Raw genomic sequence first — 14,873 nt, 5'->3', positions numbered from 1 at the left:
GGGAACGCAAAGCGCCCCCCACGCACCCGCCAGAGCCCACTTACCCTTGCTGCCTTCCGGCCCTGGGGGAGTTGGGTGAGATAGCGCCACGTGAGGGGCTGGCCCCACCCTAGCGGATGGATGGCCCCGGAATCGAGCCGGACCCCGGCCCGTCCTCCCGCGGACGATCACGTTCGCGAGCACCCCTCAACGTCTTGTATTGTTTGCGGCGGAGGATTCGCCTAGTGGCCTAGGGCGCACGCTTGGAAAGCGTGTTGGGGGCAACCCCTCACGAGTTCGAATCTCGTATCCTCCGCCATTGCTCTCACCGGGCAATACGTTGAAGAGCCCCACCGCTTGCGGTGGGGCTCTTCGTCGTTCTTCAGGTCTCGTTGTCCTGGTCTTTGTCCACAAGGACCTTCTGCGAGGGGCCCCAGATGGCCTCCCCGATCTTCTGGGCCACGTCCTTCAGCATGGCGTCGGGCACGTGCAGGTACCGCGCGCGCATCCGGGAAGAGGTCCCCGCCTCCCAGCCCATGATCTGGTCGATGACCCTGTCCGGAACCCCGAGCAGCATGAGCACGGTCGCGGCGGTGTGCCGTGCGTCGTGGAGACGCGCGTCCCTCACCCCCGCGTCTCCAATGAGCTTCTTCCAGTCGTGGTAGTCCGTGTTCGGGCTGAGCGGACCGCCGAGCGGCTTGGTGAACACGTACTCGGACTCAGTCCACAAGTCGCCGGCCGCCTTCCGCTCGCGGGCCTGCACCTCCTTGTGAGCCCGGAGCATCCGGACCAGAGGCCCTGGCAGGGGCACCGCACGGCGCCCAGCGCGCGACTTGGTGTTCTTAGTCTCCCGCCGCACCTGGCTGCGCAGGGGGCAGTACCCAGCCTTCCGGCCGCACGGATCGGCTTCCTTGCATCCGTGCGCGTACTTCGGCCGCAGCCGGTTCCGGCGCAGCTTCAGGTACTCGTTCTCCAGGTCCACGTCGGCCCACCGGAGCCCGAGCGTCTCCCCCTGCCGCAGGCCGAGCGCGAGGGCGAGCATCCAGCGGGCGCTGTTGCGGCGCTTGTTCACCTCGATCAGCAGGCTCTGGATCTCCTCGACCGAATAGGGCTCGATCTCGTCTTCGGCCTCCTCCACACGCGGCGGCTTGGCCAGCGCGGCGGCGTTCTTCGCAGCGTGGCCGCGCCGTACCGCCTCACCCAGCGCAGTGCGGGCGGTCCGGTGGGCCTGGTGGGCTGTGGCGGGCTTGCTGCCTTTCGCCTTCATCCGGCGGTACAGGCTCTCCAGGTGTTCCGGCTCCAGGCGGTCAATCCGGTGCTTCCCGATACCGGGCACGAGGTGCACCCGAACAGCCACCTCGTAGCCGTCGTAGGTGTTCTCACTGACGGCTTCCTTGGCGATGTTCTCGACCCAGTGCCACAGCCACTTCTCGACCGTCCACAGCTTCCCCGGCTGCTGCGCAGTCCCCTGGTCACGCTGCTTCTCCAGCCGCTTGACCTCCTCCATGAGGAGATCCTCCGTAAGCCGGGTGATGTGCCTCCGGTACGGCTCGCCGTTGTCCCGGTAGCCCATCGGCACTCTGGCGTGCCAGCGTCCGTCCTTTCCGAGGTAGATCGCGGTTTCGCCGTTGGCGCGGCGGGTGCCCTTCTTGCTTCTCTCTGCCACAGGCAGACTCCTGTCTCAGGTGGGTCGGGACGGCGGCTGCCCGGCTGCACGGGGCCACCGTCCCGACGTCGTCAAGCCGCGTGCTGGGTGGTGCGGAGGCGGATCACGTACTCGGCCGGCGCATCGACCGGGACCCTGCGGAGTCCACCGATCAAGACGGACTCAAGTGCGCCGGTGCGGATCAGGGCGAAGCAGGTGGTTCTGCCGACGCGGAGGCGGCGGGCGGCTTCCTCGACGGTCAGCAGGACCAGCGTTGGATCTTCCGCGTGGGACGCGGCGGCATGGATGTCGTGCATGGGCTCGCTCCTTGGCGGGGGTCGTAGCGCAGGGGTGGACGAGGTCTGCGCCCAGGGCGCGGGATCTGGGGGCGCATGTCTGTCGGCTGGTCCTGCTGTCCGAGGCCCGGGATTCTGCGTCATCGCGTCATCTGCGTCATTTGTGGGCCTGACCTGCGTTTTTGGGGTGACGCAGTGGGGGGCTGTGTGTCATCGGCTGTGTCACCCCGCGTCTGCGGGTGTCGGAGGCGGTGACGCAGGTGACGCAGGTGACGCAGGTGACGCAGGATGACGCAGCTGTGGGCCATCTGCGTCACCCCTGTCTGCGCAGGCCACAAGCGGTTTCGGGGCCCGTGGTGACGCGGGTGACGCAGCATCTCTTCTCTTAGGAAAAGAAGGCGGTGGTTTCTGTTGTGGTGCGCTCCGCTCAAGACGAAGAAGGGGCCGCTTCGCGGCACGACCCTCGGCGCGGCGGCGAGCCGCCGGACAGGCAAGAGGAGCACCCCCGGCCACGGCGAGGCGTGCTCCTCTTGCTCGTACAGGACGGCCCTGGGGGCGCGGGTCAGAATGCCTCTTGCTGCTGGCCCGGAGGCTCGTGGGCCGGTCGGGTCATCGCGATGTAGCGGGCCGCTTTGGTGCGGCCCCAGTCGACCAGCACACCGCGTGCGGCGAGGGTGGGCTGAAGGCGCTTGAGACGGTCGGAGAAGACCTTGCCCGTGGTGGGCCACCCTTTGGGTAGGGGCCGGAAGTCCTCGCCCGCGTAGAGCTGCGTGACGGCGTGCAGCCACTCCGCCGACGTCATCCGGACCTCCTCGCCCGGCTCGGCGCCGGCGGCGTGCTTGAGGACGGTCTGTGCCATGAGGTCGCCCTCGATCACGTCGTCGTTGAGTTCGTCCAGGCCCGCCCGGTAGGCGTTCAGGGCCCCGAAGCCGCTCGCGGCGTCGAGCTGCGCGCAGAGGTGCGCGAAGTCGGCCATGCGCAGGTCGGCGGGGATGTCAGCTTCGGCGGCCCGGACCTTGACGGTCAGGTCCAGGAGCGAGCCGAGGATGACCGGCAGAACCTCCGCGTACTCCGCCCACAGCTCCGCTTCCGTCCGCCGCACCCGGGGCCGCACCAAGCGGAGCGGAAGGAGACGTTCGGCGAGGTCAGGGCGGATGACGCCCACGTCGATACCGGTCAGCAGAAGCGGCCGGCGGTAGCGGGAGCGGTAGACGTCGCCGTCGCTGAACAGCGCCCGCTTGATGCTCTCGGCCCCGGTCACGATGCAGCACATCAGGTCGGACAGGTCCGGCGGCAAGTGCGAGAGGTTGTCCAGGGCGGTAATCCATCCGGCGGCCACGGCCGTGATCAGGTTCTCCTCGTCCTTCGGGGCCCGGCGCAGGTCGCCGGTCATGCCCTCCACGATCCGCATCAGCATGCGAGCCGCGGTGGACTTCCCCGCGCCCTGGGGGCCGGTGAGGAACGGTGCGGGGACGGGCACGGACGGTTCCAGGCAGCCGATCACCCAAGCGATGGCCAGGCACTCGCTCTCGGCGCTCGCGAAGTTGCACAGCCGCAGCAAAGCATCGATGCCCTTGCCGTCGGTGTCCTTCTCGGGAAGGGGTAGTTCGCCGGTGAGCTGGGTGCGCCGCCAGCAGACCTCGCGCGGGTCGGGGACGCGGATGTCCCAGCCGGTGGGGTGGATGCGGACGGACTTGCCGTCATCGCGGCCCAGGTCCAGCCACGTCGCCCCGTCGAATCCCGGGGCAACGCGGATGTGGGTGGCCTGTACGTCCTGGCTGAGCGCGAGTGCTTCGATCAAGTCCAATGCCTCCTTGAGTGCTGTGCCGTTGAAGGAGCCGATCCCGTCGTTGTAGAGGCCGACCATGAGTTCCTGCCGGTGGCTTCCGGTCGTGCCCTGGGAGCGGATGGGGCGGGCGACGGGGTGGCCGTTCTTCTGCGCGTAGACGGTGCCTTCGGTGGTGCGGAAGTACCTGAAGTGGTCCTGCGCATACTTGGTGATGATCTGGCGTGCCGGGTTCTTCTCGTCCTCGGGCACGGTCACATCCCCAATGCGGTGCGCGCGTTGGTCCAGGCGTCCTCGCAGTGCCGGGCCGATTCGCCCTTGGCCTGCGCGGCGGTGAACAGACGCGCGGTGTGGGCCTCGGTCAGGCAGCCGCACCGACCATGGGCCGACAACACGGCGAGGAACGTGCGGTACACGGTCGTGTGGATGGCCTCGCGGGCCCCGGCGATGCGCTGTGCGGCCATGGCGATCCCCCGTTCCAGGTAGACGGGTGAACGGTGCGGGCACTGCCCGCCCCCGGCCGGCACCGCCACGATGACGGGGCGGGTCTGCCGGACCGTGGGTTCCTTCACCACGAGCGAGCGCACGACGTCCGGCAGCGCGGCCATCGTTCCGGCGCCGGGGCCGCGCCAGCGGACGTAGGACATCGTCGACTTCACGTCGACCCCGGGGCGGACCCCGTTCTTCGACTGCATGGCGCCCCGGTAGATCCAGTGCTCGCCGCGCGTCGTCGGGACGACCGTGGTGGCGGGGAGGGTGTGGCGAGCCCAGGTGACGGCTTCGGCGTCGTCCAGGTCCACCACGGTCAGACCGGCACCGCCCGGGTGGTAGGCGACGGCCCCGGCCTGACGCCAGGCGCCAGCCCATGCCGGGCCGATGAGGACACTCGGGTCGGTAGTGGCGGCGCCCCAGGCGTGGCAGGGAGCCGGGCACTGGCAGGGGCCGGCGGCCTTCATGTGGGGCCGGTCCCCGCACGCCGAGCGGGTGCAGGCCGGGCAGTTCCCGAACGGCTCCTTCCCCTCCCGCAACGGCAGCACGGGCAAGCCGATCTCCGCCAGCCAAAGCGCCGTCCGCAGCTGTCCTCGTACGTTCGTCGGCACGCTCATACCGCGCTCCTGACGCCGCTGAAGCCCGCGGACAACGCCAGCAGGCGAGGGGACCGGACGGTGGCCTCTCGCGGAAGGTCTATGGGGTGGGTCATGCTGGTGGTCTCCTGTTTCTGTCGAAGGGACGGAGAACCGGGGCGGTCGCGGTCTTGTGGTGAGAGGCGACCGCCCCGGGCACAGCTACTGGTGGCGGGCCCACATGGCGTACTCCTGGCGGACGTAGCTGCGGGGCTGCCGGACGCTGTCCGGGTGGTCCGGGGTGTACGGGCCGTCCGCGTAGCCGCTCGGGCCGAGCCCGGCGGCGGCGTCGATCTCCATCAGGCGCCGGGCCGCTTCGACGGCGAGGGTGACGGCGTCGCCCTGGACGGGGTCGTCGTCGGTGAGCGCGATGCGGTCCAGGAGTGCGGCCTTGCGGAGCCAGAATTCGCGGACCTGGATGCCGTGCAGGCAGTCCCGGACCCCGCGGGCGGTCCAGCCGATCTCGCTGATGATGCTCGGGGCCTTCGCGTATGCGGTCTCGGGCGCCGGCCAGTGGCTCACCTGCTGCTCGGCGGCGACGTACAGGCGGACCCGCTGCCGGTCGCGGGTGGGGTGCTGGCGGACCTGTCCGGTCCGGAACGTGGCGGACAGGGACTTGGTGATCTCTTCGGCTTCGGCCGGGGTGCAGATGACGCGGATCTCGAACACGGTGGGCTCCTTCAGTGGTGGAAGCGGTTGCGCTTGAAGACGGCCCGGCGGATGTTGACGACCGTCCCGCCGTTGCGGCCCGGGTTGTTGCCCAGGACCTGGGCGGCGATCCAACCGCCGAAGATGACCGCAGCGAGGATGACGAGCTGCTGGATAAGCGCGGCCACGGCTGCGATGAACGTGGTCAGGAGCATGAGCCCGCCACAGACGGCGGCGAAGCCGATGCCGCCGAGGGCGATGTTCACGGCGAGCGGGTTGATGGCCGGGCGCTGCGCCACGGGCTTGGGGACCTTGGCGGGGGCGAGGGCGTAGCCGGTGATGATCCGGCCGTCCGGGAGCTGGATCGACTGGACGTCCGGGACGGTGTGCGGCTGGCGGAGGGCGAGCGGTGCGGGCGTGAGGGGGACGGGGCGGTAGGTCTGCTCGGTGGTCTCCCAGGGGGTGGCCTCGTGGTTCACGGGTCCTCCTATTCGGCGATGTCGGTGAGAGCGGTGGCGGCGGACTGCACGAGGTTGGTGATGGGCTCGTAGGCGCCGGTTCCGGCGGTGAAGAACCCGAAGAGGAACAGGACGATCGCGGCCCCGGCACCGGCGGCCTTGGCCTTGAGGACGAAGAACGAGGCGATGCCGAACAGCAGGACGGCGGAGATGGTGAAGCCCATGGGTGCTCCAGTCGATGAGGGGGCGGGCGGGGTCAGCGGGTGCCGTTGCGGTAGGTGCGGGCCCACAGGTTGTAGAGGTGTCGGCCCTTGCGGACCCGGATGCCGTGGCCGTCGCAGCGGCGGCAGTGCTTGCCGCGCTTGGGCTTGCCCTTGCGGTCTTGCTTGAGGGAGAAGCCGAGTCCGTCGCACTTGCGGCAGCGGCCGAACGGCGATGCCGCGCACACTCCTGCGTAACCGAGCGTGAGCAGCAAGCAGAGAGCGATAGCGAGCAGGGAGAGGGTCACAAGGGCCTCCAGGGCGGGATTCCAGCGTTTCCGCAGGTCGGCCGCTATCTGCTAGCAGCCTGATCAAGGGTGGTTTTGGCCGCTAGCGGGGTCGCTAGCGCTAGCGACGGTTGCCGCTAGCTCTAGCGACCCTCGGGGGCTCGTTCGCGCCCCGCTTCTTGTCGCGCTCTGTAATCGCTTTGGCGATGTGGGAGCGGTCGATGCCGCGCTTGTTGACGGTCTTGCCGTCGATGCGGCGGCCGATCTGGTCGGTGGTGATGCCGTACGGCTTGAGCGCCGCGGTGAGCTGTTCAGCCTTCGGCTTGGGCTCCATCTCGGCCCACGGCCCGTAGACCTCGGGGCGGAGTTCGGCGAGGCGGTCCACGACGGTCTCGGACCAGATCTTGGCCTCGCTCTTACCGATGACGGTGGCGATGTCGTCCAGGATCGTCGCGAGCGCGGCGTCGGCCGGCGCCTGTCCGGCGGCGTCGCCGGTGAGGGTGCCCTCGTTCTCGCGCAGGGTCTGGGCGCGGGTGAGGATGGTCTCGGCGTCGCGGCCGTCGGCGAGGTAGGTGCGGACGATCCCGGCGTCGTCGGACATGCCCTTGAGCAGGCCGACTCCCTTGTGGGACTTGAGGAGCCGGGAAGCGTCCAGTCCCTCGCCGTACGATCCGGCGCCGAGGATGGTCTCCGAGACCTGGTAGGCGCCGACGCGCAGGGCGAAGCGGGCCTGGTGCTGGTCGCGGAGCACGGAGGGGCAGGCGGTGTCGTCGGGCTTCTGCGTCGCGGTCATCACCGAGACGCCGACCGCCGGGGCAACGCGGGCGAGGAAGACCAGCAGGTCAAGGATTGTCTTCCCGTGGACGGGGTGCATCAGGTACTCCTGCACCTCGTCCACCACGAAGAGCACGAGCGGCATGTCGTACTTCTTGTCCCGGGAGATGGCCGGGGTGAGCTTGCCCTCGGGGCAGACATGGAGCGGGAGTTCGGAGAGCCGGTGGTAGCGGTCCTCCACGTCGGACTTGAGTTCCTGGAGTGAGTGGACCAGGTGCATGACCGGGTCCACGCCGCCCTGGGGGACGGTGCCGAAGCCGACCCGGTGGGCGACCATGGAGAACTTCCGCCAGTCCGGGGACGCCTTGCCGTCGAACACGTACAGGCGCACGTACGGGTCCAGAGCCGCGGCCAGCGCGATGGTGCGGGCGGAGAACGTCTTGCCCTGCCGGGGGACGGCGCCGACCAGGAGCGAGAGCCACAGCATGCTGATCTCGACCTCGACGCCGCGCTCGTCGCGGCCCCACGGGAACGGCTTCCAGAAGTCCACCCGGTCCGCGCCGAGCAGCGGGGTGCGGCCGGTGGGGACGGCGAGCGGGTCGCGGTTGGCCACCCACATCGAGACCCGGCGTGAGCTGGTCGTATCGCGGTCCAGGAACACCTGTGTCTCGGCCACGTCGATACCGGAGGCGAGAGCGTCGCGCTTCTTGACCGCGTCGGAGAACGTCTTGCCGTAGGGCAGGTCGACCACGACGCGCCAGCCGTCACCGTCCTGCCGGATCGGCTGTGGGAAGGCGATGCCCTGATCGGGCTTGGTCAGCCCGGCGGCGAGGAACGCGCGGGTCACGACGTCGGACGTCAGCTTGCGGTTGCGGAACTTCACCTTGGCCGCGTCGATCAGCGGCCGGTCCGCCGGCGTGCCCGCCCAGCCGAGTGCGCCGGTGAGGGCTATCACGGCGAGGGTGAGGAGCCAGGCCGGGGCGAGCACCCACATGGCGAGGGTGGCGCCGAGGCCGATCACGCTGGCCAGGGTGGCGATGATGCCGCGCAGCTTCACACGGGAGTCGCGCTGCCGCGAAAGCTTGAGGTACTCGCCCGCGTCTTCGGTACGGACGGCGGCCAGGCGGACCGGGAGGCCCTCGGCGTCGGAGACCCACCGGCCGGACGCCCCGATCCAGCGGAACGCGCCGCGCGGGGCGTAGGCCAGGAGCTTTGCGGAGTAGACCGGGGTCCTCACGAGGTGAAAGGCCGTGGTCTGGCCGTAGTGGCCGGCCGCCCACCTGGCGACGGCGGCGCGCTGCTTGGCGCTGGTCAGCCAGTCCGGGAGGACCGGGCGTCGGGCCTTGTTCTTGGCCTCGATCACCTCAGCGATCGAAGGCGGGAACTCGTGCTTGGGCGGGTCAACCGGGTCGCCCTCGGCCACCTCGCCGTTGTCGTCCGGCTGGTCGTCGGGGAGTTCGGCCTCCCACTCGCCCGGCTTGGCCTCGCCCGGGGCGAGCGGGGCGGCCTTGCCCTTCGTCGTCGGGAACGGCAGCACCGACGCCGACCCCGTGGAGTTCTCGGCCCCGACCAGCTGGTGGCCGTCGGGGGCTTCCGTCTGCTGAATGACGTGGATCTCAGACACGATGGGTCTGCTCCCTCTGTGGAGTTGTCAGGAAAGGCGGGGCCCGGACGGCGCTTTGGACGGCCTACCGTCCGGGCCCCGCCTGACGTGGGTTTGCGCAGCTCAGAGGCTGGTCAGGGCTTCGGTGGGGATCTCGTAGATGTCGGTGACGGAGTCGACGTTGTCGTAGAGGCCGGGGCCGAACTGGACGTAGGCGATGTGGAGCGCGGTGCCATCGCGGTCAGTGGTCTCGTAGATGTGGACGGCCGCGTTGGCGCGGCGCCCGCGCCGGATCAGCTGGCGGGCCGTGGTGGTGGTCAGCTGCTCGGGGCGCCAGCACACCGGGCTGGTCTGGCCGGTGCGGCGCATCAGGGTGTGGAGACTGACGGGACGCATGGTCTGGCTCCTTCGAAAGGGGTTCAGGCAGCGCGCTGTTCTTCGGGGTAGGCGCAGGTCACGCACGTGCCGAGCGAGGCCGGGATGCGGTATCCGGCGTCGGTCTGGCAGGCGGGGCAGACCTGGCGGGCGGCGTTCGCCTTGGCGAGTGCCGCCCACTTGGCCGGGGTCATGGGCCGGACCGGTTTGGCCAGGTCGACGCGGTACAGGTAGGCGATCAGCGGGCTTCGCCGATAGCGGGGCCGTTCCACCTGGGCGACCACGTCCTGACCGCCGGGGCGGAGGCCGGCGGCGCGGAGCTGCCGGAAGGTGGCCAGGCCGTCCGGGGCCAGCCGCCAGGGGTAGACCGGAAGCCCGCCCATCAGCCGAGGCGGTGGTAGGCGGCCCGGCATGCTCCGGCGTGGTCGTTGGCGCTGCGGCGGGCGTCGGTGACGCGGTGGCACATGTCGGTGCGGTAACCGCAGCCGTGGCAGCGCCATCGGCAGGAGTCCTTGGTGCCGGCCACATCGATGGCCGCGCCGACCTGGTTGTGCATCCGGATCAGCAGGGCCGTGGGCTCGACCGGCGCGGTGTTCGGGGAGAGCTTCACGCCGCGGCTCCTTCCAGAACCTGGGGCTGGCGCAGTTCGCTGTAGCGGGAGGAGACCCAGCCGATGGACCAGCCGGTCAGGTCGGACGCGGTACGCACGGGCAGATCGGCCGAGTAGGCGGCGATCACGATTTGCCGGGCCCGGTCCTCGGGCAGCTTCTCGGCTGCGGGGCCGGCGGCCAGCAGGGCGGCGCGTTCACGCTCGGCCTGCTCGGCCCGCGCGGTCTGTTCACGGCGTTCACGCTCGGCCCGGTCGCGCTCCTGCTGCTCGCGGTGCTGGGCGATCTCGCGTTCACGGCGTTCACGCTGCTGCTGCTCGTGTTCACGCTCGCGTTCAACGCGTTCACGCTCGTCCCGCTGCTGGGCTTCGCGGGCCTCTTCTCGCTCCCGCTCCTCGCGCCGGACGCGCTCCTCGTGTTCAGCGCGTTCACGGGCCAGGCGCTGCTCGTGGTCACGCTGTTCACGAAGGAGTCCGGCCTCGTGCTCGCGCCGCTCACGCTCACGGCGCTCGGCCCGCTCCTCACGATCGATGGCCGCTTGCTGACGCGCTTCCCGCTCGGCCCGCTGCTCCGCCTTCAGGGCGTTCACGGCGGCCGTGATGGCCCGCCGGTAGGCGAGTCCGGTCTCTGCGGTGACGATCAGGAGGAGCGGGGCGACGGAGTGGACAGCCACCCCGACCAGGTCCCCGGCCAGGGCGGAGTCCGCGACGTTCAGGGCCAGGGTCATGCCGCCGGTCATCCAGCGCAGGGCGATCGGCCACCGCCCGCCGTGCCCGCCGAGGCGGGCCAGTACGGAGTCGAGACGGACCACGATGACGACCGCCGCGTCCACCACCAGGGGCAGGATCGGGGCGGTCCAGCGCCACTCGGCCGGTGTGTGGGCGGTCATCAGCGGGGTGACCGTGAGGACGGAGTACAGCATCGCTCCGGCCACGATCAGCCATGTCCCGACGGACAGGGCGCGCTCTGCTGAACGGATCTGAACATCGTTCACGCCGCCGTCTCCGTCCCGCTCGCGGTGCCACGCCGGCCGTCGCGACGGCCGTTGACCGTCGCCCGCTCCGGCGTGAGGTTCAGGGCGTTCAGCCACGGGGCACCCCCGCGCTTGGCCCGGTACATCTGCTCATCCGCCAGCCGCAGCAGCGCCGACACATCGGCGGCGCCCGCCCCCGGGTGGTGGTCGACCGCGCCGATGGAGGCCCCGACCGTGAACACGTGGCCGTCCACATCGATCGGCTCTTCGAGCCAGTCGGTCAGCTGGCTCAGCGTCCAGGCCAGATCCTCACGGCTGAACACGCGGCCCACGGCGGCGAACTCGTCCCCGCCGAGCCGCACCACCGTGCCCTCGTACTCCTCGGCCCAGCGGGCCAGCCGCTCCCCGATGGCGCGGAGCACCGCGTCACCGGCGGCATGCCCGTGGGTGTCGTTGATCTCCTTAAACCGGTCAAGGTCGATGACGTAGACCGCACCCGGCCGCCGGGCCAGCATCCGCGATGCCCGCTCGGCGAACCCGTCGCGGGTCAGCAGACCAGTCAGCGGATCCCGGCGGGCGGCCTCAATCCGGCGCCGCAGGCGCAGACTGTGCAGCGACCATCCGGCCGCGAGCGGAAGAGCGGCCGACAAGGCCGTCAGGGTGTGGCTCATGCCGCACCGCCGATCCAGCGCCGGTGCAGCGACCAGCCGACGTGCTGGACACCGAAGCCGAGCGCAGCGACCCCGAGGAGCCAGCCCTCGTGCACCGCCACGGCACTCACCGTGCAGATCACGACGGCGAGCGAGCCGAGCCAGATCAGCACCCGATGCAGGTCCTGCATCGATCGGGCGCTCATGCCGCCGCTCCCTTGCGGGAACGGCCCCGGGCACCGGCCGCCGGCCGCCGCATCAGCGGAACGACGTTGAACAGTTCCGGGGCGTTCGCCTCGATCACCTGGGCGGCGATCCGGCTGACGTTGTCCGGCAGGTCCGGGGACTCAGCGAGGATGTCCCGGGCCGCGTCCAGGCGGGCCGCACGCTCCTCCTCGCTCTCGCCCTCCACCCCGAGCCACAGCTCCAGCGGGGTTCCCAGGGCCAGCTCGATGAACTCGTCGGTGCTGACGGCCTCGTGGCCGCCGATGTACGTACGCATGGATCTCTCCTGACGAGCGAAGGGATCCGGGGCAGTCTCGGTCCGTGGTGAGAGGCGACCGCCCCGGGGTGGAGTTACACACAGGGCCCCAGCACACGGGGCCCGCGCTCCGGCCAGGAGTCGAACCTGACCTACGACCATCGGAGCAACACGGAGGGCGGAGCCCTCCGATTACGCAGTGCCGGATCCGTTGAGAAGGCTGATCCGGGCAGGCCACCCGGCCCGACATGGGCGGTCGGGGTAGTGGCCTGCACCCATCGACCACACCTGTGCATGTGGCTGGGTCGGCACGCTCTTCAGTTCTCAAGCAACGGACGCTGCCTCCGTACTCACCCCTGCGGGCTTTCCTTCGGGCTTCCATGAGGAACATGTATTACGTGTTCCTTATCTTGCAGAGAAGGATTCGCTCCGTCAAGCCCTTCGGCTTTTTGGGTTTCTGCGAGTCCCTCGCTCGATCTGCTTCCAGATTGGCTTCAGCGGCGAAGACGATCGACCCCGCACATGTACGACTTGTGGACGACTTCGCTACGGTGAAGTCGCACCAAGTCGTCCCAGGGGGGAGAGCACGGCATGGCCAACGAACGACTGCGCGGCGCGATCATCGAGAGCGGCCTGACGCTCGATCAAGTAGGGGCACGTCTGGGGGTGTCAGCGAAGACGGTGGAGCGCTGGATCGGTGACCCAAAGCGCAAGCCGTACCGGCGCTTCCAGTACGCCGCCGCCTCACTGCTTCAGTGCGAGATGTCCTACCTCTGGCCCGAGGAACGGACATCTGCCGAGGTGACAGAGGCGGGCAACGCAGAGCTGATCAAGCTGTATCCGCACCGCTCCGTCGTACCGAACCGCTTGTGGCCACAGCTCTACGCGAAGGCGAAGGAGCACTTCGACGTGCTCGTCTACTCCGGCTTCTGGCTCACCGAGGACTCCGCGTTTCACCAGGTCGTGAAGGAGAAGTCAGCGGCCGGCGTCTCCATCCGCTTCATGCTCGGCGAACCGGAGAGCCCGGCCGTCGCGGTGCGCGGTGCAGATGAGGGCATCGGATCCGCCATGGCCAGCAAGGTTCGGAACGCGCTCGTCAACTACGGCCCCCTCTTCGGTCTCCCGGGGGTCGAGTTCAGGCTCCACGCCACCACCCTCTACAACTCGATCTACCGGGCCGATGACGAGATGCTGGCCAACGGCCACCTGTACGGGGTCGGCGCGTACATGGCCCCGGTCCTGCACATCCAGCGGGTGCCAGGGGGCGAACTGTTCGATGCGTACGCTGAGAGCATCGAACGGGTCTGGGAAACGGCCAGGCCCATTGCCTCGCCCGTCGACTTCGGAGGTCCACACGCATGAGCCGAATCGACTACTTCCGCGACCCCAACGCGCCGGCCGCCAACTCCGTGGTCCCCTCGGTGACCGCAGTCGTCCGTGACGACGCCGGACGGCTGCTCATCATCCACAAGACCGACAACGACCTGTGGGCGCTCCCCGGGGGCGGCCACGACATCGGCGAGAGCATCGGCGACACGGTCGTACGGGAGGTGGAGGAGGAAACGGGGATCACGGTCGAGATCGACGGGATCTCGGGGCTCTACACCGACCCTCAGCACGTGCTCGCGTACGACGACGGGGAGGTGCGGCAGCAGTTCTCGATCTGCTTCCGCGCCCACCCGACCGGCGGTTCACTTCGGACAAGCAGCGAGTCGAAAGAGGTCCGCTGGATGGATCCGGCAGACCTCGACGACCTGGACATCCACCCGTCCATGAGGCTGCGCATCCAGCACGGCCTGGACGACTCGCGGACCGAGCCCTACATCGGCTGATCTCCGGCGGCCACCTTGGCCATGCGGGACTCCACCCGCTCCGCAGCCGCATGGATTTCCGGTGCCGCCCGCTGGATGAAGCGGCCGACGATCGTGTCCGGCCCGTACCGCTCCACGATCTCGGCCAGCCGCCGCGCCGGCGTGGTGTGGAGCCCGTCCGGCGTAGTCGTCATGTCGCAGAACAGCAGCGCGTCCACGAGCTCGGGGCGCTCCAGCTCGAATTCGCTCTCCAGCTCATGCCGGAGTCCTCGCTCCTCGGCCTCCAGGAGAGCGCAGGAGTGATGGGCCACTAGGCGGACAACCCGTTCGTCCGCGCCCTCCTGGTCGCGGAGAAACCGGGCCCCGTCCAGCGGGTGGAAGCCAGTGGTGGCGAGGCTCGGCGAGTAGCCGATGTCATGCAGCACCGCGGCTGCTTCCAGCAGCTCCGCATCGGCGCTGAGGATCGGGCCCAGGGATCGGGCGCGCTCGGCGACCCCGAGCGAGTGCACCCACCGGCGCGGCAGCGGATCAGACAGCAGCGATTCGGAGAGCGAGTACGCCCACGTAGTCAGTCCCATGACGGCCAAGGCTACGGCCGGCCGGTCTGAGTGGGGAGGGCGCGTACGGTACGCCCCTTGCCGTGGACAGTGTCGAGCAAGCCTGTTCCCTCCATCTGGGCAATGGCGCGGCGCACGGCCGTGCGCGATACGTCGAAGCGCTCACACAGCTTGGCCTCGGACGGGTAGACGTCACCGACTGCAAGCGAATCCTCCGTGATCACGTCGGTCATCCGCTCCACGAGCGTTCGTCGGTCGCCGCCCCGTGACACGCTCCAGCCCTTGCCGGGCGCGGACTGAACCACACCCTCAGCTTCGAGAACCTTCAGCGCGCGGCGGATCGTGTTGCGGGCGACCCCGTGCGCGCTGACGAGATCGGCCTCCGACGGCAGCGCGTCAACGATCTCGCCCTCTGCGATCCCCTTGCGCAATGCCTCCGAAATAGCCAGGTAGGTTCCGCGCGGACTGGCCTCCGACACGTGGGCTCCTCTCGCTCTCTCCGTTGCTCGCTGCCAAGGGTGCCACGGGGCTCGGCACCCGACCGGGGGTGCTCCTACCCCCGGCAATTCTTGTCCTGGTCTTTGTCCAGTACGCCCACGGTCGCCGCCGTTCAACGCC

20 protein-coding genes, 1 tRNA gene and 1 other RNA gene are annotated in these 14,873 nt (G+C 69.6%); 3 read left to right on the top strand and 19 right to left on the bottom strand.

Annotated elements, in window-relative coordinates:
* Positions 1-4: 4 nt before the first annotated feature.
* Positions 5-103: signal recognition particle sRNA small type (gene ffs / locus ACFYP3_RS22680), an RNA gene on the bottom strand.
* A 107-nt stretch (positions 104-210) separates the two neighbouring features.
* Here ffs and ACFYP3_RS22675 point away from each other — a divergent pair.
* A tRNA-Ser gene (locus ACFYP3_RS22675) sits at positions 211-298 on the top strand.
* A 63-nt stretch (positions 299-361) separates the two neighbouring features.
* On the opposite strand, the gene ACFYP3_RS22670 is transcribed toward ACFYP3_RS22675, so the two are convergent.
* From ACFYP3_RS22670 to ACFYP3_RS22595, 16 genes are all read right to left on the bottom strand, one after another.
* The gene (locus ACFYP3_RS22670) at positions 362-1,645 is read right to left on the bottom strand and encodes a tyrosine-type recombinase/integrase (RefSeq protein ID WP_388835351.1); all 1,284 of its coding nucleotides are present in this window, start codon (positions 1,643-1,645) and stop codon (positions 362-364) included.
* Between the two features lie 71 nt (positions 1,646-1,716).
* A complete protein-coding gene (locus ACFYP3_RS22665) occupies positions 1,717-1,941 on the bottom strand; it encodes an excisionase family DNA-binding protein (protein WP_385968641.1) in 225 nt (74 codons plus the stop codon).
* 541 nt (positions 1,942-2,482) lie between these two features.
* Positions 2,483-3,958, bottom strand: coding sequence for an ATP-binding protein (locus ACFYP3_RS22660; protein WP_388835348.1), 1,476 nt, complete (start codon positions 3,956-3,958; stop codon positions 2,483-2,485).
* 2 nt (positions 3,959-3,960) lie between these two features.
* Positions 3,961-4,812: a bifunctional DNA primase/polymerase gene (locus tag ACFYP3_RS22655; RefSeq protein WP_388835346.1), complete on the bottom strand. Its 852-nt coding sequence runs from the start codon at positions 4,810-4,812 to the stop codon at positions 3,961-3,963.
* Positions 4,813-4,992: 180 nt separating this feature from the next.
* Positions 4,993-5,499, bottom strand: a complete 507-nt coding sequence (locus tag ACFYP3_RS22650) for a hypothetical protein (RefSeq protein ID WP_388835343.1) — start codon at positions 5,497-5,499, stop codon at positions 4,993-4,995.
* An 11-nt stretch (positions 5,500-5,510) separates the two neighbouring features.
* The gene (locus ACFYP3_RS22645) at positions 5,511-5,957 is read right to left on the bottom strand and encodes a hypothetical protein (RefSeq protein WP_388835340.1); all 447 of its coding nucleotides are present in this window, start codon (positions 5,955-5,957) and stop codon (positions 5,511-5,513) included.
* 8 nt (positions 5,958-5,965) lie between these two features.
* Positions 5,966-6,160, bottom strand: a complete 195-nt coding sequence (locus ACFYP3_RS22640) for a hypothetical protein (protein ID WP_376017770.1) — start codon at positions 6,158-6,160, stop codon at positions 5,966-5,968.
* Between the two features lie 32 nt (positions 6,161-6,192).
* Positions 6,193-6,444 carry a hypothetical protein gene (locus tag ACFYP3_RS22635; RefSeq protein ID WP_388835337.1) on the bottom strand — a complete coding sequence of 84 codons (252 nt, stop codon included), beginning with the start codon at positions 6,442-6,444 and terminating at the stop codon, positions 6,193-6,195.
* 100 nt (positions 6,445-6,544) lie between these two features.
* Positions 6,545-8,821, bottom strand: a complete 2,277-nt coding sequence (locus ACFYP3_RS22630; protein ID WP_388835334.1) for a cell division protein FtsK — start codon at positions 8,819-8,821, stop codon at positions 6,545-6,547.
* 102 nt (positions 8,822-8,923) lie between these two features.
* Positions 8,924-9,196 carry a hypothetical protein gene (locus ACFYP3_RS22625; RefSeq protein WP_388835331.1) on the bottom strand — a complete coding sequence of 91 codons (273 nt, stop codon included), beginning with the start codon at positions 9,194-9,196 and terminating at the stop codon, positions 8,924-8,926.
* A gap of 23 nt (positions 9,197-9,219) precedes the next feature.
* Positions 9,220-9,558 carry an RRQRL motif-containing zinc-binding protein gene (locus tag ACFYP3_RS22620; RefSeq protein WP_388835328.1) on the bottom strand — a complete coding sequence of 113 codons (339 nt, stop codon included), beginning with the start codon at positions 9,556-9,558 and terminating at the stop codon, positions 9,220-9,222.
* Complete coding sequence (locus ACFYP3_RS22615; RefSeq protein WP_388835325.1) at positions 9,558-9,785, bottom strand: hypothetical protein; 228 nt, start codon at positions 9,783-9,785, stop codon at positions 9,558-9,560. Before ACFYP3_RS22615 ends, ACFYP3_RS22620 begins: the two co-directional genes overlap by 1 nt.
* Positions 9,782-10,777, bottom strand: coding sequence for a DUF2637 domain-containing protein (locus ACFYP3_RS22610; RefSeq protein WP_388835323.1), 996 nt, complete (start codon positions 10,775-10,777; stop codon positions 9,782-9,784). Before ACFYP3_RS22610 ends, ACFYP3_RS22615 begins: the two co-directional genes overlap by 4 nt.
* Positions 10,774-11,427 carry a GGDEF domain-containing protein gene (locus ACFYP3_RS22605; RefSeq protein ID WP_388835320.1) on the bottom strand — a complete coding sequence of 218 codons (654 nt, stop codon included), beginning with the start codon at positions 11,425-11,427 and terminating at the stop codon, positions 10,774-10,776. Before ACFYP3_RS22605 ends, ACFYP3_RS22610 begins: the two co-directional genes overlap by 4 nt.
* Entirely contained in the window at positions 11,424-11,612 is a 189-nt protein-coding gene (locus tag ACFYP3_RS22600) for a hypothetical protein (RefSeq protein WP_388835317.1), read from the bottom strand. The genes ACFYP3_RS22605 and ACFYP3_RS22600 overlap by 4 nt, the downstream gene beginning before the upstream one ends.
* Positions 11,609-11,908, bottom strand: coding sequence for a hypothetical protein (locus tag ACFYP3_RS22595; RefSeq protein ID WP_388835314.1), 300 nt, complete (start codon positions 11,906-11,908; stop codon positions 11,609-11,611). The genes ACFYP3_RS22600 and ACFYP3_RS22595 overlap by 4 nt, the downstream gene beginning before the upstream one ends.
* A gap of 570 nt (positions 11,909-12,478) precedes the next feature.
* Here ACFYP3_RS22595 and ACFYP3_RS22590 point away from each other — a divergent pair.
* Both ACFYP3_RS22590 and ACFYP3_RS22585 read left to right on the top strand, forming a co-directional pair.
* On the top strand, positions 12,479-13,249 hold the full coding sequence (locus ACFYP3_RS22590) for a helix-turn-helix domain-containing protein (protein WP_388835311.1): 771 nt from the start codon (positions 12,479-12,481) through the stop codon (positions 13,247-13,249).
* A complete protein-coding gene (locus tag ACFYP3_RS22585; RefSeq protein ID WP_328311583.1) occupies positions 13,246-13,719 on the top strand; it encodes an NUDIX domain-containing protein in 474 nt (157 codons plus the stop codon). The genes ACFYP3_RS22590 and ACFYP3_RS22585 overlap by 4 nt, the downstream gene beginning before the upstream one ends.
* Here the strand turns inward: ACFYP3_RS22585 and ACFYP3_RS22580 are convergent.
* Positions 13,707-14,276 carry an HD domain-containing protein gene (locus tag ACFYP3_RS22580; RefSeq protein WP_388835308.1) on the bottom strand — a complete coding sequence of 190 codons (570 nt, stop codon included), beginning with the start codon at positions 14,274-14,276 and terminating at the stop codon, positions 13,707-13,709. The genes ACFYP3_RS22585 and ACFYP3_RS22580 overlap by 13 nt on opposite strands.
* A gap of 11 nt (positions 14,277-14,287) precedes the next feature.
* Positions 14,288-14,734 (bottom strand): GntR family transcriptional regulator, encoded by a 447-nt coding sequence (locus ACFYP3_RS22575; RefSeq protein ID WP_388835305.1) that lies wholly within the window; start codon positions 14,732-14,734, stop codon positions 14,288-14,290.
* Positions 14,735-14,873: the final 139 nt, after the last annotated feature.

Origin of the sequence: Streptomyces sp. NPDC005533 (assembly GCF_042871845.1) — a bacterium.
Taxonomy (GTDB): domain Bacteria; phylum Actinomycetota; class Actinomycetes; order Streptomycetales; family Streptomycetaceae; genus Streptomyces.
Note: the sequence above shows the minus strand (reverse complement) of the source record. Positions and strands in the feature narration are given on the sequence as shown.

Bases quoted from the DNA above. Each gene is read 5' to 3' on its own strand.
- ACFYP3_RS22585 (WP_328311583.1), top strand. From the start codon at position 13,246: ATGAGCCGAATCGACTACTTCCGCGACCCCAACGCGCCGGCCGCCAAC.
- ACFYP3_RS22640 (WP_376017770.1), bottom strand. From the start codon at position 6,160: ATGGGCTTCACCATCTCCGCCGTCCTGCTGTTCGGCATCGCCTCGTTC.
- ACFYP3_RS22600 (WP_388835317.1), bottom strand. From the start codon at position 11,612: ATGAGCGCCCGATCGATGCAGGACCTGCATCGGGTGCTGATCTGGCTC.
- ACFYP3_RS22625 (WP_388835331.1), bottom strand. From the start codon at position 9,196: ATGCGTCCCGTCAGTCTCCACACCCTGATGCGCCGCACCGGCCAGACC.
- ACFYP3_RS22595 (WP_388835314.1), bottom strand. From the start codon at position 11,908: ATGCGTACGTACATCGGCGGCCACGAGGCCGTCAGCACCGACGAGTTC.
- ACFYP3_RS22590 (WP_388835311.1), top strand. From the start codon at position 12,479: ATGGCCAACGAACGACTGCGCGGCGCGATCATCGAGAGCGGCCTGACG.
- ACFYP3_RS22665 (WP_385968641.1), bottom strand. From the start codon at position 1,941: ATGCACGACATCCATGCCGCCGCGTCCCACGCGGAAGATCCAACGCTG.
- ACFYP3_RS22620 (WP_388835328.1), bottom strand. From the start codon at position 9,558: ATGGGCGGGCTTCCGGTCTACCCCTGGCGGCTGGCCCCGGACGGCCTG.
- ACFYP3_RS22580 (WP_388835308.1), bottom strand. From the start codon at position 14,276: ATGGGACTGACTACGTGGGCGTACTCGCTCTCCGAATCGCTGCTGTCT.
- ACFYP3_RS22605 (WP_388835320.1), bottom strand. From the start codon at position 11,427: ATGAGCCACACCCTGACGGCCTTGTCGGCCGCTCTTCCGCTCGCGGCC.
- ACFYP3_RS22655 (WP_388835346.1), bottom strand. From the start codon at position 4,812: ATGAGCGTGCCGACGAACGTACGAGGACAGCTGCGGACGGCGCTTTGG.